Here is a 16629-nt window from a genome sequence, read left to right as displayed (position 1 = left end):
CGGGTTCGTCGTAGGCTCGACGGCGATGGGCGATTCAGCGCAGCGTGACTCATCACTCCGAGCCGATGACACCGACCGGATCCAGACTGCCCAGCTGCTGACGGACGCCGCAGCGCGGGGCCAGTTGAACCTGCCCGAATACGAGGACCGGCTGGCACGGGCCTATGCCGCGCAGACCTTCGGCGAACTCGACCGGCTCTCGGCCGACCTGCCCAGCATCGCCAACACCCGCCGCGGAGCCTGCAAACCCGCGCCGTCGACGGTGCTGCTGGCCATCATGAGCGGCTTCGAGCGGCGCGGCCGCTGGAACGTGCCACGCAAGCTGACCACGTTCGCGCTGTGGGGCGGCGGTGTGGTCGACCTGCGCTACGCCGACTTCACCTCGTCGGACGTCGACATCCGGGCGTACTCGATCATGGGTGGCCAGACCATCCTGTTGCCGCCGGAGGTCAATGTCGAGATCGACGGCCACGGCGTGATGGGCGGCTTCGATCAGCAGGTGGAGCCGGGCGGTACGCCCGGAGCCCCGCGCGTCCGGATCAAGGGCTTCTCGCTCTGGGGCGGCGTCGGGATCAAGCGCAAGAAGCGCCGCGCCCAGCGACCAGAGCGCGGCGACTGCTGAGTTACTCGTTCTCCGCGTCGGCCTTGGGAGCTTGCGCGGTCTCCTTCTGCTTGGGCTTGAACGCGTCGGCCACCTTCTTGGCGGTCTGCTCGAGGTTCTTGACGAACTTCTGACCGTTGGTGTTGCCCTTGGCGAAGCCGCCGCCACCGCGCTGCGTGGGCTTCAGGAACGAGCCGCCGAACTTGTCGACCGCCTCTTGCAGCGGGTTGACCTTGGTGATGTTGAGCTGGGGCGTGGTCGACGACGAAGTGGTCGACGACGGCGTGGACGACGGCGGCGTGGACGACGGCGAAGTGGTCGACGGCGGCGTGGACGACGGCGGCGTGGACGACGGCGGCGTGGACGACGGCGGCGTGGACGACGAGGCGGTGTCGGTGTCGTCGACCGGCGTCGTCGGTGCGTCGGCCGGCGGATCGACGTTCTCATCCGGAATCCGATCGCCGGGCGTCTCGCCCGCACCGAGAGTGTCGTCGCCCAGGCCACCATCGGTGTCGTCGCCGACGGTTACGAAGCTGTCCGGCGCCGGCTTGTTGCCCTCGGAGAACGAGCCCACGTTGAAACCGTTGGGCTTGGCCTGCTCGATGTCGGGCTCGTCGCCTTCGCCGGCCTGCGGATCGACGGCGGAACCGGTCAAAGCCTCCGGGGACTCCCCGAATTCACTGCCGGACAAGACGTTCGGCGCGTTCTCCGGGATCTGGTCGATGATGGCCTCGACGATCCCCAGCACGCCCTGTTCGAAGAAGACGTTCGACAGCGCTTGGACCACCGGGAAGTCGTCGGTGTTGTCGTTGATGATGCTCTGCGCCACATAGAACGCACCGCCAACGAAGAACTCATCGACACGTTTCGCCAGAGTGAGGCGTTGGGTGAGGTCGAGTTCATCGATCAGAGCTGCTGTAATGACCGCAGCACTGTGGATGGTCGGCATGACACCTTCTTCATAGAAGGCGTTGTCGATGGAGGTGCCGCCCAAGATGGTGGCGTCGCCGAGGTAATACGCAGCACCGAAGAGACCGTTGTGGCACACCGCGCCGTCGGCGGAGCAGTCAGAGCTACCGCCCCATTGCCACCCGGCGGGGTTGCCGTCCTCGTCTTCGACTTCCATCCAACCGGTGACCTGGGCGCCGTATCCCGACACGTAGGCCTGCAGCAGACCCTTCAGGCTGAGCTCGGCGGCCAGCAGCTGCAGGCCGTCGGCGCTCATCTGCGTGATGCCGTCCACTTCGGCAGCCGTGACCTGCACCTGATCACCCTTGGGCAGCACCGCGGGCGTGGCCGCGATGATCGCAGCGGCACTGGCCAGCGCAACGCCGGTGGTCAGGATCGGCTTGGGTGCCATCAGAGCGGTGCCCTTCGGTGGAAGTGGACGGCCTTGTGAGCGGCAAACTCAGGCGTTTCTCAGCAGAATCCTAGGCGGCGCGGCAGACACCAGCAACTCCTTCAAAATCCCTGGTCACAGCTGTGATCTAGCGGCCGTCCCAGTACTCCGGGCCGAGCCGCCGACCACGCTGGTCCTGGCGGGTATCCGAGTGGCTCATCCACACCGAGAACATCGCGCACAGCGGCACACCGAGCATCACCATCCACGCGACAGTCCGGATGCGCTTGTTCTGGCATATGGTCTCGCGCCTGATCGGATCCGCGGCGCTTCTGCCCTCGCCGCCTGCCTTCCACACCGATGCGCACTCCGACGGCCTCGACTCCGGGTCGCCGGTGTCGACATCGAAACGCACGAAGGGCAGCAGCACGAACGCGATCAGCATCGAGACGAACACCAGGCCCTTGACCCAGCCCCAGACCTCTGCGCGGCTCGGCTTGTCGGGTTGCTCCACTGTCTACCCCTGGCTCCAGATCCTGCCAGCGATCAGCGTCGACGGCGCCGCGAACGCAGGTAGTCCCCCACCACCGCGGCGCCGAGGCCATCGAGGTCGGGTTGCACGACGCGACCTTCGACCCGGCGAGCCACCTGGTCGATGAACCGGGCCAGGCCAGGATCACTACCCAGTCGGTAGATGGTCACCTGGGCACCCAGGCGGGCGATGTCGTCGAAACCCTTGACGGTCAAGCCGATGGTGCGCGGATGCGGCGGGTAGTCGAAAAACACCGCCGGGCCGCCACCGTCGCCGTAGTCCTCCAGGTGCGCGGTCGGCTCCCCGTCGGTGACAATCAGCACCACCGGCTGCGCATTGGGATGTCGGCGCAGATGCCGGGACGCCAACGCCAACGCATGGTGCAGGTTGGTGCCCTGCTCGTAAACCCCCTCCAAACCGGTCAGCTCGGCGGTGGTGACGGTACGCGCGTAGCGACCAAACGCGATGATCTGCAACGCATCCGAACGGAACCGGGTGCTCACCAGATGACTGAGCGCCAGCGCGGTGCGTTTCATCGGCAACCAGCGGTTCTCCATCACCATCGAGAATGAGGTGTCCACCAGCAGCGCCACCGCGGCCTGGGTGCGGGTCTCGGTCTCGCTGACCTCGACGTCATCGACGGTGATCCGGATCGGTTGTGCTGCCTCACCAGTGCCGGCCTCCCGCAGCACCGCATTGGTCAGTGTGCGGGTGACGTTCCACGGCTCGGTGTCACCGAACGCCCACGGCCGGGTGGCCCCGGTCAGCTCGCCGGCGGCGCCGGCGCGGCGGGTGTCCCGCTCACCGTGTCGTCCCGAGAGTTGTTGGGCCACATCACGAAGCGCGGTCTGACCCAGCTGACGCATGGCCTTCGGGGACAGCCGCCAGGTGCCGTCCGAGCTGCGGTCCAGGAAACCCTGGTTCATCAACGCGCGCTCCAACTCGGCCAGCGCCTTGGCGTCGACGGCGGCTTCGTCCCCGAGTTGGCGGGCCAGCATGTCGAGATCGACGTCGTCCATCTGCGCGCCGGCGTAACTCTGCGACAGCTGCTCGGCCAACTGCTCGAGCTCGCTGATGTCGGCCAGCGCCTGCGCGCCCTCACCCATGCCCAGCGGATCGTCGCCGGAGAACCGTTCCGAACCGGTCCAGTCCTCACCGGGCCGGGCGGCCTGCAGGTTGGCATCCAGGCGGTCCAGCGCGTTCATCAGCGACGGCGAACCAAAGGCCTGCTGCGCCAAGGCATCCAGTTCGGCACGTTGATCGGCCGACAGGCTGTTGCGGAACCGCTGCGCCGCCGCCGACCGTTTGGCCAAGGCATCCATCAACTCGTCGATGTTCTTCGGGTTCTCCGGGAAGAACTGCCCGTGCTTGCGCATGAAGTCGTTGAAGTCCTGCTCGGTGTCCTCACCGCGGTTGTGCTTCTCCAACAACTGGTTGAGGTCGTCGAGCATGTCGTTGATCTGCTGGCGGTCCTCGTCGGTGGCGTTCTGCAGCGCCTCCTTCATGCCGGCGAAGCGCTGGTCGAGCATCTCGCGGCCGAGCAGATCCTTGATCTGGTCGTATTTTTGCCGAGCCTCGGCCGAGCGCCAGTCGTATTCGGCGAGTTCCTGCACGGCCTTGGCCGGGGACGGGGACAGCGATTCCAGTTGCAGTTCGCCGAACCGGGCGTCGTCGTCGAGGGCGCGGGCCAGTTCCTTGCGCTCGGCCAGCACGGCTTCGTCGAGCAGCTTCTTGACTTCCTGCAGGGTGCCGTCGAGATTGTTGCGTTGCAACAGCTCTCGACGACGGCGGTTGGCCTCGGCGGCCAGCTTGTCGGCCCCGCGCATGTTCGCGGTGCCGCGGCGCAGCAGCTCCTGCAGCGCTCGGCGCGGCGACGCGCCCTCCATCACGTCTTGGCCGATCTGCTCAAGCGCGTCGCGCAAATCGATCGGCGGCGCCAGCGGATCTGGCCCCCCGGTATAGCTGGAGTACCGGGAGGTGCGCGGAACGCCGCGTCTAGCCATAGACGGTTTCGCCCTCACCGGAGGATTTGTCGATGCGCTTGGCCAAATACAGTGCCTCCAGCGCCAATTCGATGGCCGACGCGCGCTGACCGTCGGACTCGGCGTCCAGGCGCTCGGCGATCGCCTCGAGCACCGGCAGGTCGGGCAACGCAGCCAGCACGTCCTTGGCGCTGACTTTCTCACCGGTGGTCACCGGCGAACCCTCTTCCACCGCAGCCACCAGTGGTGCCACGTCCAGACCACCGAGTCGGCGCTGCGCGGTGTCGGCGGTGGCCCGGCGCAGCAGGTGTTCGAGCACCACCTGCTCGCGGCCCTCCTCACCGGACTCGAATTCCAGCTTGCCGCGCAACACGTCGACGATGCTGCCTAGGTCGACCACCCGGGCTACCGGCTCGGTCTCGCCGAGCACCGCGCCGCGGTGCCGGGCCGAAGCAGCCACCGTTTCGGCCGCGGCGATCGCGAACCGGGCCGAGACGCCGGAGCGCTGGTCCACCGAGTTCGACTCGCGCAAAAGCCGCGCGAACCGGGCGATGATCTGCAGCAGGTACTCGGGCACCTCGGCGCTCAGGTGCGCCTCCTGGGCGATCACACCGACCTCGGCGTCGAGCTCGAGCGGGTAGTGGGTGCGGATCTCGGCGCCGAACCGGTCCTTGAGCGGGGTGATGATCCGGCCGCGGTTGGTGTAGTCCTCGGGGTTGGCGCTGGCCACCACCAGCACGTCCAGCGGCAGCCGCAGCGTGTAGCCGCGGACCTGGATGTCGCGTTCCTCCATCACGTTGAGCATCGACACCTGAATGCGCTCGGCCAGGTCGGGCAGCTCGTTGACCGCGACAATGCCGCGGTGTGAGCGCGGGATCAGGCCGTAGGCGATGGTCTCCGGGTCACCGAGGCTGCGACCCTCGGCCACCTTGATCGGGTCGATGTCGCCGACCAGGTCGGCCACGCTGGTGTCCGGGGTGGCCAGCTTCTCGGTGTAGCGCCGGCTGCGGTGCCGCCACTCGATCGGCAGATCGTCACCGGATTCGGCGGCCCGCCGGATCGACTCCGGGGTGATCGGCGAATACGGGTGCTCACCGAGTTCGGAGCCCGCGATCACCGGGGTCCACTCGTCGAGCAGGTTCGCCAGCGACCGCAGCAGCCGGGTCTTGCCCTGACCGCGTTCGCCGAGCAGCACGAAGTCGTGGCCGGCGATCAGCGCCCGCTCGACCTGGGGCAGCACGGTGTCCTCGAACCCGAAGATGCCCGGCCAGATGTCGATGCCCTCGGCCAGCGCGGTCAGCAGGTTGGCTTGGATCTCCTCCTTGACGCTGCGCTCTTGGTGGCCGGAAGCGCGCAGTTCGCCGACGGTGCGGGGCAGATCATTTGGTGACGTCACGGCTCCACGCTACGACGTGCGGCCGACGCGGGTCAGCGGCTCCCCCGTTCCGGACTCATGAACTGCGGTTTCGGCGCGTGACGGCGCTGCCCGTCGGCGGTCAGCCGGCGGTGTCGGACACCGTCTGGGCTCCGGTCGACGGCGCCGGGTCGGCTGCCGACGTGCGGTCGCGCATCACCACGATGGCGGCGATCGCGGTGGCCACCAGCAACAGGCTGGACACCCCGACGGTGGTGACGACGGCGTCGACCCAGGCCGAGCGCGCCGCATCGGCGAGCGCGGCCCCGTCGGCGCCTCCGATCGCGGTCGCCCGGGTGAGGGTCTCGTCGAGCGTCCGCGACATCCCGGCGCGGCCGGTGAACACGGCGGTGGCCACCGAACCGAGCATGGCCAGGCCGACCGCGGTGCCCAGTTCGAAGCTCATCTCCGACATCGACGATGCCTGACCGGCCCGCTCCGGCGGGGCCGCACCCAGCGCCACCGCAGAGACGAAGGTGAACAACGTGCCGTAGCCGATGCCCGCCACCACGGTGCCGAGCACGTACAGCCACGCCGGTCCGTCCACGCCGAGACCGACCAGGAGAAGCTGACCGGCAGACGCGGCCAACAGCGCAGTCACGAACGTGGCGCGCCGGCCCAGATACTGCTCGATCCACGGTGCCCGCATGGAGAAGTAGGCGACCACCGCCGCCGCGGGCAGGCCGAGCAGGGCCGCGGCGAGCACGTCGAAGCCGACCACCGACTGCAGGTAGATGCCGGTCAGATAGGACATCGAACCCAGGGTCGCCATCGCCACGATGGTGCCGGCGATCGCCATCGCGAAGATCCGGTTGCCGAACAGGTCGAACGGGATCAGTGGATGTGCAGCTTTGCGTTGCTGCGCGATGAACGCGATCAGCATGAGCACACCGACCGCGCCGATCGCCAGCGTCTGCGCCTGCACGCCGTGCCCGGCTGCGGCTTTCACCGCATACACCAGCGGGAAGATCGCCGCCATCGACAGCGCGACCCCGGCCAGGTCGAACGGGCTCGAGTCGCCGTTGCGGAACTCCGGGATCAGCAGCGGTCCGGCCACCAGGAAGGCGAGGAACACCGGGGCGTTGATCAAGAAGACCGAACCCCACCAGAAGTGGTGCAGCAGCACGCCGCCGATCACCGGCCCCACCGCCATCCCGAACGAGAACGCCGCGGTCCAGATGCCGATGGCGACACCCCGGGCCTTGGGTTCGCGGAACAGGTTCGCGATCAGCGCGAGGCTGGCGGGCAGCAGGGTGGCGCCGCCGACGCCCATCAGGGCGCGCGCTGCGATCAGCAGGCCCGGGGACGGGGCAAACGCCGCGATCACCGACGCCACGCCGAACAGCGCGGCGCCCCAGGTCATCAGCCGGCGCCGGCCCCAGCGATCACCGAGGTTGCCCATCGTGATGAGCAACCCGGCCAGCATGAATGGATAGATGTCGAGGATCCACAGCTGCTGCGCGGGGTCGGGGTGCAGCGCGGTGGTCAGATGCGGCATCGCGAGGTAGAGCACCGACGCGTCCATCGACACCAGGAACACCGGCAGCAGGAGTGCGGCAAGACCGCCCCAGGCGCGGCGCGGGGTGCTGGACACGATGACTCCTGCTGGATATCCGAGGGCGCGTACGACGTACGCAAGATGCTGGGTACACTGTACGCACGCGTGCCGTATCGCGTCAAAGCAGAAAGGCGCAGCCGTGTCCGAGTCCACCCTCACCAGGGAGGCCATCGTCGTCGAGGGCGTCCGCATCGCCGATGAGAGCGGCCTGGGAAAGGTCTCCATGCGCCGGGTGGCCGAGGGGCTCGGTGCGGGCACCATGTCGCTGTACCGGCACGTACCCGACAAGGACACCCTGCTCCGCGACATGGCCGCACACGTCGGTGCGGCCTACCTGTACCCCGAGCAGCTGCGGGGTACAGCGGACTGGCGGGCGCGGGTGCACATCGCCGCCGAGACCGATATGCGGCTGTACCTGCGTCATCCCTGGGTGCTATTGGCCCACGCGCTGCCGCGCGCCGCGATGTCGCCGGCTTCGGTGGCGTGTTTCGACTGGCTGGTCGAGGCGTTCAGCCACCTCACCGGCGACGTGGCCGAAGCAGCCGAACTCACGCTGCTGCTGTGGAACCACGTGCAGGGCACCGGCCTCGGGGCGGTCGGCCGGGCGCTCATCGCACCGGCGCCCGCGCGCGCCGACGCCGGATTCGTCGCCGAGTTGGCCGACAACCCGCTGGTCGACGAACTGCCGCTGCTCAAAGAGCTCACCGCGGTCGAGCGACCGGGTCTGTGCGCGGCGATGCCGCTGTTGCACTCGGGTGTCGAGGCGCTGTGCGAGGGCTTTGCTGCGCGCTACCGCTCGCGCGGGATCGGCACGCCTTAGTGCGCGAAGTGCCGGGCCCCGGTCAGGTACAGCGTGATCCCGGCCTTGGCGGCGGCCTCGGTGACCAGCTCGTCGCGCATCGACCCGCCGGGATGCACGACGGCCTGCACACCGGCCTCGATCAGGGTCTCCAAGCCGTCCGGGAACGGGAAGAAGGCATCGGAGGCCGCGACCGCGCCCTGCGTGCGCTGCCCGGCCCGCTCCACCGCGAGTCGGGCCGCGTCGACCCGGTTGACCTGACCCATCCCGACGCCGACGGTGGCGCCGTCGCGCGCGATCACGATCGAGTTGGACTTCACCGCGCGGCAGGTGCGCCAGGCGAACGCCAGATCGGCCAGGGTGGCCGGATCGGCCGCCGAGCCGGTGGCCAGCGTCCAGTTCGCCGGGTCGTCGCCGTCGGCGTCCAGGGCGTCCCGGGTCTGCACCAGCAGGCCACCGCTGACCTGCCGGAACTCGGTGCCGCGCAGCAACGGTTCGGACGCCACCAGGATCCGGATGTTCTTCTTCTTGGCCAGCACCTCGACCGCACCGTCGGCGTAGGCCGGCGCGATGATCACCTCGGTGAAGATATCGGCGACGGTCTCGGCCATCTCCACGCTGACCTCGGTGTTGGTGGCGATCACCCCGCCGAAGGCGCTGAGCGGATCGCACTCGTGGGCCCTGCGGTGCGCGTCGGCCACCGACGTCGCCGAGATCGCGATGCCGCACGGGTTGGCGTGTTTGATGATCGCCACGCAGATCTCTTCGTGGTCGAACGCCGCGCGCCAGGCTGCATCCGAGTCGGTGTAGTTGTTGTAGGACATCTCCTTGCCGTGCAGCTGTTGGGCCTGCGCCAGGCCCGGCCAGCCGCCGTCGTCGGCGTACAACGCGGCCTGCTGGTGCGGGTTCTCGCCGTAGCGCAGCACCGCCGAACGCCGCCAGGTGCCGCCGTACCAGGCCGGCAGCTCGGCCGGGCCGTCGGCCTCGGGTGCCAGCGTCGATCCCATCCAGGTCGCCACTGCGACGTCGTACTCGGCGGTGTGCCGAAATGCCAGCGACGCCAACTTCTTTCGTTCCTCAAGCGTGAAACCGCCGTCGCGCACCGCAGCCAGCACACCGTCATAACCGAGCGGGTCGACCACGACGGCCACGCTCGGGTGATTCTTGGCGGCCGCGCGCACCATCGACGGACCGCCGATGTCGATCTGCTCAACGCATTCGTCCTCGGAAGCCCCCGAGGCCACGGTCTGACTGAACGGGTAGAGGTTGACCACCACCAGATCGAAGGGCTCGATGTCGAGCTCACCGAGGGCGGCCAGGTGCTCGGCCTTGCGGGTGTCGGCCAGCAGTCCGGCGTGTACCCGCGGGTGCAGGGTCTTGACCCGGCCGTCGAGCACCTCCGGGAAACCGGTCAGCTGTTCCACCGGGGTCACCGGAATGCCTTTGTCGGCAATGGTTTTCGCGGTGGAACCGGTGGACACGATGGCCACCCCGGCCTCGTGCAGACCCTGCGCCAGGGGCACCAGCCCGGTCTTGTCGTACACGCTGATCAACGCCCGACGAATCGGTCTACGCGCAGTCATCCGAAGGTTGCCTTTCGTCCGCTCCAGGTCACGCCGCGGGTCGCGATCGCGGCCAGCACGTCCACCAGCAGCCGTCGTTCGACCACCTTGATGCGTTCGTGCAAAGTCTGTTCGTCGTCATCGTCGCGCACCTCGACGGCACGCTGGGCCAGAATCGGCCCGGTGTCGGTGCCGGCGTCCACCAGATGCACGGTGGTGCCGGTGACCCGGACCCCGTAGGCCAGCGCGTCGGGCACCGCGTGCGCCCCCGGGAACGACGGCAGCAACGCGGGATGGGTGTTGACGATCCGGCCCGGGAAACGCGCCAGGAACGCCGGCCCGAGGATCTTCATGAACCCGGCCGAGACCACCAGGTCGGGTTGGTGCGCGGCGACGGCCTCGGTCAGCGCCGCGTCCCAGGCCGCCCGGTCGGGGTAGTCGCGCAGCCGCACGGCGAACGCGGGCAGGCCGGTGTCGGCGGCGATCTGCGCGGCGCGACAGTCCCGGTCCACCCCGACGGCCACCACCCGCGCCGGGTAGTCGCCGGTCGCGGCGGCCAACAGGGACTGCAGCAACGAGCCGGTGCCGGATGCCAACACGACCAGCCGGGACGGCGCACTCGGTGGCACGTGGAGGGGTTGCTGCACGCGCAAAGCTTAGTCGGCGGTTCGGGGTGGTTCCGTCGAGGCCGGATCGTCGTCGTCGGTGGCCCACAGGTCCTCGGCGTCGGGCAGGTCATCATCGACCGGGTCGAAGGGCGAGGCGGCCTGCACCGGAGGCGCTTCGAACACCGGCTCGGGTTCATCGGCCGGCGCGACGTCGAAGACGTCCTCGGGCTCGGCGACCTCGATGACTTCGGTGACCTCGGTGACCTCGGCGGGGGCCTCCGACTCCGGTTCGACGACGTCGTCGGCGGCGACGTCGCCCGCGGCCACGCCGGCCTCACCGGCGGGGTCCACCTCGGGAGCCGCGCTGCCGTCGGGCACAGCGGCCGGCACCGGTTTGGGCCGCCGGACCAAGCCGCCGGCCATCGCCACGGTCAGCGCGCCGATGGCGAAGAACCACAGGAACACCGCGGGCCCGAAGGTGGCCTGGTCGATCCCGACGTCGCCGAAGTTGCCCAATGCCCCGCTGCCGGCGTAGCCGAGCAGGGCCAACGTCACCGCGGCGACCGCGCAGGCCACCGCCAGCTTGGCCATCGCCGGTCCCAGCGGCAGCGGTTGCCGGGCGCATTGCTGGCCGACCGCCACCGCGGAGGCCGCGCCGATGATCAGCACCGCGACCCACACCGGGTCCAGCGGTGGGCTGGGTGCCGCGGCCAGGATCGGCAACGCCGGAATGTCCCCGCCGAACACCGTGAACGCACTGAAGGTCGCGAACCCGACGTGGGCGCTGGAGCCGACGGCCATCGCGGCGGCGCCCAGCACCACGTTCGGGATGTAGAGGATCGACAGCAGCGCCAGGCTGAGCTCGCCGAAGAACGAATTGGTGATGCCGAACAGCTCGTGCATCGTCGACCAGTGCACCACCAGCGAGACCGCGACCGCGGCCGCCGACAGCCCGAACAGCGCCAGCACACCGGCGGTGGCGGCGCGCAGCGCGCCGGGCAGCCAGGGCGGCAACGCGGTGGCAGCCAATGCCCGTCGGCCCACCTTGGACCCGACACCCAGGATCGCGCCGAACGCATGTACCAGTAGCACACAGGTGAACGCGTGCAACGCATTCGGGGTTTGCAGCGCGGTGATCACCGAGGACGCGTCATGGATGACGGCCAGTGCGATCGCGGCCATCAGCAGCGGCCCGCCCAGTGCGGAGGCGACGATCCACCGGACCACGAACCAGGAGGTGCGCTCCCCGGTGGCCGACGCGGTGGTGTGCGCGGTGGCCGCGACCATGAGCAGCAGCGGTAGCAGCGGCATGACACCCAGTTGCTGCCCGGCGATCGTGACCGGGACGCCGTGCACGCCCAGCCACATGCTGGCGATGGCGCCCAGGGCGCCGGTCATATCGCTGTTGGCGATCAGCAGCTGCAGCAGTACCACCGCGGCGATGACGACCAACGCCAACAGGGCCGGGCCGAACGCAACCCGGACCAGAACACGTGGCTGCTGCGCGCCCGCTGCCTGGTTTTCGACCATCTAAATCAGGTCGCCCGCGCCCGGCGAACCGGGCGCGGGCAGACCGCAGTCAGGACGGATTGGGTTCTGACGGGGGAACCGGCGGCAGCGTCGACGCCTGCTGGGTCGGCGCGCTGGATGCCGGGCCACTGGACGGACCCGAGGCCGGCGGCTGGCTGAAGCTCGGGTAGCCGGTCGGCGGGGTCGGCGGGTTGGGGGCGCCGGAGCTTTGCGGGCCGGCGGCACCGAAGCCACCGGAGGGCTGGCCACCGGAGTAGCCACCGAACTGCTGCGGCGGGTAGTTGCCACCCGGACGCGGGCCGGCCGGCGGAGCCGACGGCGCCACTGGCTGGCTCGGCGGCTGGCTGTAGTAGCCGCCGTACTGGCCGAACTGCGGCTGCTCGTAGTGCGGCCGCGGCGCGGGCGGGGTCAGCACACCCTTCTCGAACAGCAGCGCCACCACTGCGGCGATCGCCTGCAGCAGCACGATGCCGAACACCAGCCAGAACGCCCACTTCAGCTCGATGCCGTCGCGACCGCCGACCGGACCGGCCGAGGTGGGCTTGGTGGCGATGGCGTGGATCAGGACCAGACCACCGAGCACCGCCAACGCGGCGGTGACTTCGTGGCGCGCCTTGGCCTTCGGCAGCAGGCTGACGGCGGCCAGCAGCGCTGCCAGCAGCGGCAACACCACCAGGGTGATCTCCAGGGCGATCGGATCTTCGCCGCGGCCGCCCTTCTCACCGAGGTAGGGGCCGAAGCTGAACAGATAGGCCAGCAAGCCGAGCGCCGCGACAGCAGCGGTCAGGTACAGCGGCAGCTTGCTGGGGCCCGGCTCGGCGGCCGGACCGCCGTAGGACGGCGGCTGGGCGCCAAACGAGCCGGGCTGTTGGGCCGGCGGGTAGCCGGAGCCACCTGGTGAGTAGGTCATGACCTCTCCTGTAGTCGTTGGGCGCCGCCTGCAGCGGCGCTTACGTTTCGACCGCGGCGTTCGGCCGCGCCGGCATCAGCCGGCGACCAACCGCGATTCGACCATCCACGCTAGCGCACGGCACCCAGTTCTCGACGCACCCGTCGGTCACACATTCGAGTGGGCCGACCTGCCTCCGATCACGCCGGCACCCGAACCGGCTCCGCCGCCGAATCGTGTTCGGCGGCCTCGATCTCACGGACCAAGGGCAGCACCCGGGAGCCGAAGTATTCGATCTCCTCCTGGAAGTGCAGGAAGCCGCCGAGGATCAGGTCGACGCCACGCTTGCGGTAGCCGGCGATGCGCTCGGCGATCTGCTCCGGGGTGCCGATCAGCTGGGTGCGGAAACCGTCGTTGTACTGCACCAGATCCTCGAAGCTCGAGTCGGCCCACATGCCTTTCCTGTCACCGGTGGCGTTGCCGGCCTGCTGGACGGCCTGGCGGAAGCCTTCGACGGCGGGGCGGTTGGCCTTGGCGACGATCTCGCGCAGGGTTTCCTTGGCTTCCTTCTCGGTGTCCCGGGCGATGATGAAACCGTTCAGGCCGAACTTGACCTCACGGCCGGCCTCGCGGGCGTGCTGACGCACGTCGGCCAGTTGCTCGGTGAAACCGTCGAAATCCTTGCCGTTGGAGAAGTACCAGTCGGCGTAGTAGCCGCCGTTGCGGCGGGCCGCAGTCGAGTTGCCGCCCTGGAACAGTTCGGGGTGCGGCCGCTCAGCGGTGTTGAGCGGCTTGGGCTTCAGGGTGAAGTCGTGGATCCGGTAGAAATCGCCGCGGAAGTCCACGTCGTCCTCGGTCCAGATCTTGCGCAGCACCTGGAGGAACTCGGCGCTGCGGCGGTAGCGCTCGTCGTGCTCGAGCCAGGGCTCACCGAGGTGGGTGAACTCGTCCTTGAACCAGCCGGAGACCACGTTGACCGCGAATCGGCCACCGGACAAGTGGTCGACCGTGGCACCCAACTTGGCCAGCACGCCGGGTTGCCACAAACCGGGATGCACCGCGGCGATCACCTTGAGCTTCTGGGTCGCCAACAGCAACGCCAGACTGAAACTGGTCGACTCGTGCTGGTACTCGGCACCGTAACTGGCTTCGTAGCGCACCTGGCTCAGGGCGTACTCGAAGCCGTTGGCCTCGGCGGTCTGGGCCAGCTTGACGTTGTAGTCATAGCCCCAGTCGGTGCGCTGCTCGATGTCACTGGTGACCAGGCCACCGCTGACGTTGGGCACCCAGTAGGCGAACTTGACTTGCTCGGAGACACGTTCGGTGGTCATGGTGTGCCATCTCAGTCTGGTCGCCCGGCCCGGTCACGGGTTGGACTCGCGCTGAGTCTGTGAGTCGGGCCGGACCAGCTCAGCCGGTGGTGTCGATGCGCTCCAGCAACGCCTTGGTCAGCTGCTCGGCATGCTTGCGGTCCTCGGGATGGATCACCTGGGAATCCACCAGAACGGTCCCCCGGACCGCCAGCGCCCGGTCGAGTTTGGTGTATTCGGTGTCGGCGGTCCAGGTGGTGATGCCGTCTCCGGCGTCCGCGGGTCCGCTGACCGTGTAGGTCGTGGTGGTTCCGGCGTCGACGGTCACGGTGCCGACGCAGCCGCGCACCATGGCCAGGTAGTCGTCGAGGGCGCGTTGTGCGTCTGCCGGGCTGGCGAACAGCGCCACAGCTTGATCCACCTTGGTTTCGTTGAAGTTGTCGACCGTGCGGGTCGAATAGATGGCTTGGTAGCCGTTGCTCTCGTAGGCCCGGTCCATCCCGCTGAACACCGCGCCCACGCACCCGGGCGGCTGGAACGGCGTGGTGGTCACGTCGGGGGCGGTGAAGGTTTCACCGGCCGTCATGTTCGGGATGTCGATCAGCTCCGACAACTCATCGGCACTCAACAGCAGCGACGGCAGCGTCTCGGCCGTGATGTCGGCGACCGCCACCTTGCTGGTCGTGGGGCCGTCGGTGTCCGCGGCCAGCGCTGCGCCGTCGACCACTGAGGTGCACGCCGATGCGCCGATCACCAGCAGCGAAGCGGCGAGCGCGGCTCCGACGATGCGTGTCGTACCGAGCCGTCGAGCCACCGGCAACCCCCTGCGTCAGGCCAGCACGGCCCGGTTCAGGCCGTCGGCGCAGTCTACGACGATCCGCGCACCCAATGGGTCACCGTCGGCCGCCAACTCGAGCAGGGCCGGGTCGGTGCCGGTCGCCAAAAATCGGCTGCCGTCATCGAGACGGCCGACGATGATCGCGGTGCGCTGCGGCCAGTCGTGGCGCACCGAGTAGGTCTCCACGGTGCCGACGCCGTTGACGTCGCGGGTCACCGCGACCTTGGGCGCGGCTCCGATCTGTTGCTGCAGCTCGGCGCAGCGGTTGACTTTCCATTCGGCCGGCGCGGTCGAGTACACCCCCACCGAATACTTGGTCATCACCCCGCCGTTGGCGCCGACCAGGCCGAATTTGCCTGGGGTTTCCCGCATTTCGTGCACGGTTTCGGCGATCGCGTGCAGTGAGTAGCTGTTGCCGGGGCCGCCGAAGAACGGCAGCCCACCGGTCATGGTCAGGCCCCGCGGATCGTTGGTGGCCAAACCTGTGGCGTCGCACACCGCGGAGACCGGGAACGGGAAGCAGCTGTAGAGGTCGAAGGTGGACACCTCGGCCAAGCCGATGCCGGCCACCCGCAGCGCTTCGGTCACCGCGAGTTCCGCCGAGATGCTGGCACCCAGATCGGCTCGGTCCAGCAGATCCTGTTCCACCAGGTCGGCGTGGCCGTGCAGGTAGACCCAGCGCTGCTCGGGGACTCCGAGGCGACGGGCTGCGGCCACCGACATCAGCAGCACCGCCGCGCCCTGATTGACCTGGTCGCGCGCGACCAGCAGCCGCGGATACGGGTCGCAGATCATCCGGTTCTCGGCGGTGACCGTCGCCAGCTCGGTCGCCGAACGTGCCACCGGCGCCGACGAATACGGATTCTTGGCCGCCACCGCGGACATCGGTGCGAACAGTTCGGCCATCTGCATCCGGTAGGTCGCCGGGTCCAGACCGAGCCGGGCACGTCGCGCGTTGTCCAGCAGGCCGTACTGCACCGGAGCGCCGGTCAGTCCGTGCTTGACGGTGTATTCACTGATGTACTGCTCGTAGCCGTAGCCACGATCCTCGAGTTGGCCGCCGATGCGTTCGGCGTGGTCCGGCTTGTCGTCGCGGCCGGCGAAATAGCGCAGGGTGGAACCGTTCTCCGAGCCCAGCACCAGCGCGACGTCGAGTTCGCCGGCCACGATCGCAGCGCCGAATTCGGTGACCAACTTCTGCGGCCCGTTGCCGCCGATCGGTTCCAGCACCACGCGGGCGGGGTCCGCGCCGATCCGGCGCGCCACCGAGCGCGGATAGTTGTCCGACGCGCCCAGCGGCGGCGGGGTCGGGGTGCACAGCTCGAACTGCCGCAGCGCGGCGAACACCTCGATGGCCTCGGCCACGGCGACGACGTCGGCGTCGGTATCGGCCAGCGCAGCGCGGGCCGCCTCGGCGGCCAGGTCCACCGAGGACCTTCCGCGGTAACCGGGATCGTCGATGCGCTCGGTGAACTGACCTACGCCCACCAACACCGGTGTCCGGGGGTCGATCGTCATGCGGCGAGCCTTCCTGCTGCTCGGACTGTTACTTCGTCAGGCTAACCGAGCAGTTGGGCGGACTGAGCAGGTGGGTTATACGTCTGAATTGTCGTACAACGTATTGGACGTACGTCAATTTCGACGTATGATTCGTGAATGACCTGGCC

Annotated in this window: 14 protein-coding genes; 2 read left to right on the top strand and 12 right to left on the bottom strand. The window is 68.8% G+C overall.

Annotated elements, in window-relative coordinates:
• Positions 1-25 precede the first annotated feature (25 nt).
• Complete coding sequence (locus AC5Y3P_RS01495) at positions 26-622, top strand: DUF1707 SHOCT-like domain-containing protein (RefSeq protein ID WP_500044106.1); 597 nt, start codon at positions 26-28, stop codon at positions 620-622.
• Between the two features lies 1 nt (position 623).
• On the opposite strand, the gene AC5Y3P_RS01490 is transcribed toward AC5Y3P_RS01495, so the two are convergent.
• The 5 genes from AC5Y3P_RS01490 to AC5Y3P_RS01470 all read right to left on the bottom strand — a co-directional run bounded on the left by AC5Y3P_RS01490 (position 624) and on the right by AC5Y3P_RS01470 (position 7462).
• Positions 624-1961 carry a hypothetical protein gene (locus AC5Y3P_RS01490; protein WP_500044105.1) on the bottom strand — a complete coding sequence of 446 codons (1338 nt, stop codon included), beginning with the start codon at positions 1959-1961 and terminating at the stop codon, positions 624-626.
• Between the two features lie 127 nt (positions 1962-2088).
• Positions 2089-2454: a hypothetical protein gene (locus tag AC5Y3P_RS01485; protein ID WP_500044104.1), complete on the bottom strand. Its 366-nt coding sequence runs from the start codon at positions 2452-2454 to the stop codon at positions 2089-2091.
• Between the two features lie 32 nt (positions 2455-2486).
• The gene (locus tag AC5Y3P_RS01480; protein ID WP_500044103.1) at positions 2487-4475 is read right to left on the bottom strand and encodes a vWA domain-containing protein; all 1989 of its coding nucleotides are present in this window, start codon (positions 4473-4475) and stop codon (positions 2487-2489) included.
• Positions 4468-5850 (bottom strand): sigma 54-interacting transcriptional regulator, encoded by a 1383-nt coding sequence (locus AC5Y3P_RS01475; RefSeq protein ID WP_500044102.1) that lies wholly within the window; start codon positions 5848-5850, stop codon positions 4468-4470. Before AC5Y3P_RS01475 ends, AC5Y3P_RS01480 begins: the two co-directional genes overlap by 8 nt.
• Before the next feature lie 100 nt (positions 5851-5950).
• Positions 5951-7462, bottom strand: coding sequence for an MFS transporter (locus AC5Y3P_RS01470; protein ID WP_500044101.1), 1512 nt, complete (start codon positions 7460-7462; stop codon positions 5951-5953).
• 103 nt (positions 7463-7565) lie between these two features.
• Here AC5Y3P_RS01470 and AC5Y3P_RS01465 point away from each other — a divergent pair, with 103 nt between their 5' ends.
• A complete protein-coding gene (locus tag AC5Y3P_RS01465; protein ID WP_500044100.1) occupies positions 7566-8246 on the top strand; it encodes a TetR/AcrR family transcriptional regulator in 681 nt (226 codons plus the stop codon).
• On the opposite strand, the gene purH is transcribed toward AC5Y3P_RS01465, so the two are convergent.
• From purH to AC5Y3P_RS01430, 7 genes are all read right to left on the bottom strand, one after another.
• Positions 8243-9808 carry a bifunctional phosphoribosylaminoimidazolecarboxamide formyltransferase/IMP cyclohydrolase gene (gene purH / locus AC5Y3P_RS01460; protein WP_500044099.1) on the bottom strand — a complete coding sequence of 522 codons (1566 nt, stop codon included), beginning with the start codon at positions 9806-9808 and terminating at the stop codon, positions 8243-8245. The genes AC5Y3P_RS01465 and purH overlap by 4 nt on opposite strands.
• The gene (gene purN / locus AC5Y3P_RS01455; protein WP_500044098.1) at positions 9805-10434 is read right to left on the bottom strand and encodes a phosphoribosylglycinamide formyltransferase; all 630 of its coding nucleotides are present in this window, start codon (positions 10432-10434) and stop codon (positions 9805-9807) included. The genes purH and purN overlap by 4 nt, the downstream gene beginning before the upstream one ends.
• Before the next feature lie 9 nt (positions 10435-10443).
• Positions 10444-11925 carry a cell division protein PerM gene (locus tag AC5Y3P_RS01450; protein ID WP_500044097.1) on the bottom strand — a complete coding sequence of 494 codons (1482 nt, stop codon included), beginning with the start codon at positions 11923-11925 and terminating at the stop codon, positions 10444-10446.
• A gap of 49 nt (positions 11926-11974) precedes the next feature.
• Entirely contained in the window at positions 11975-12835 is an 861-nt protein-coding gene (locus AC5Y3P_RS01445) for a DUF5336 domain-containing protein (protein WP_500044096.1), read from the bottom strand.
• 179 nt (positions 12836-13014) lie between these two features.
• Entirely contained in the window at positions 13015-14145 is a 1131-nt protein-coding gene (gene sfnG / locus AC5Y3P_RS01440; RefSeq protein WP_500044095.1) for a dimethylsulfone monooxygenase SfnG, read from the bottom strand.
• Positions 14146-14224: 79 nt separating this feature from the next.
• A complete protein-coding gene (locus AC5Y3P_RS01435) occupies positions 14225-14938 on the bottom strand; it encodes a sensor domain-containing protein (protein ID WP_500044094.1) in 714 nt (237 codons plus the stop codon).
• Between the two features lie 15 nt (positions 14939-14953).
• Complete coding sequence (locus tag AC5Y3P_RS01430) at positions 14954-16480, bottom strand: acetyl-CoA acetyltransferase (RefSeq protein ID WP_500044093.1); 1527 nt, start codon at positions 16478-16480, stop codon at positions 14954-14956.
• Between the last annotated feature and the right edge of the window lie 149 nt (positions 16481-16629).

It is taken from the genome of Mycobacterium sp. NGS45 (assembly GCF_059812645.1).
Note: the sequence above shows the minus strand (reverse complement) of the source record. Positions and strands in the feature narration are given on the sequence as shown.

What these genes read in the sequence shown, in the direction of transcription:
- AC5Y3P_RS01495 (WP_500044106.1), top strand. Translation starts at nt 26, where the DNA reads ATGGGCGATTCAGCGCAGCGTGACTCATCACTCCGAGCCGATGACACC.
- AC5Y3P_RS01490 (WP_500044105.1), bottom strand. Translation starts at nt 1,961, where the DNA reads ATGGCACCCAAGCCGATCCTGACCACCGGCGTTGCGCTGGCCAGTGCC.
- AC5Y3P_RS01480 (WP_500044103.1), bottom strand. Translation starts at nt 4,475, where the DNA reads ATGGCTAGACGCGGCGTTCCGCGCACCTCCCGGTACTCCAGCTATACC.
- purH (WP_500044099.1), bottom strand. Translation starts at nt 9,808, where the DNA reads ATGACTGCGCGTAGACCGATTCGTCGGGCGTTGATCAGCGTGTACGAC.
- AC5Y3P_RS01450 (WP_500044097.1), bottom strand. Translation starts at nt 11,925, where the DNA reads ATGGTCGAAAACCAGGCAGCGGGCGCGCAGCAGCCACGTGTTCTGGTC.
- AC5Y3P_RS01445 (WP_500044096.1), bottom strand. Translation starts at nt 12,835, where the DNA reads ATGACCTACTCACCAGGTGGCTCCGGCTACCCGCCGGCCCAACAGCCC.
- sfnG (WP_500044095.1), bottom strand. Translation starts at nt 14,145, where the DNA reads ATGACCACCGAACGTGTCTCCGAGCAAGTCAAGTTCGCCTACTGGGTG.
- AC5Y3P_RS01430 (WP_500044093.1), bottom strand. Translation starts at nt 16,480, where the DNA reads ATGACGATCGACCCCCGGACACCGGTGTTGGTGGGCGTAGGTCAGTTC.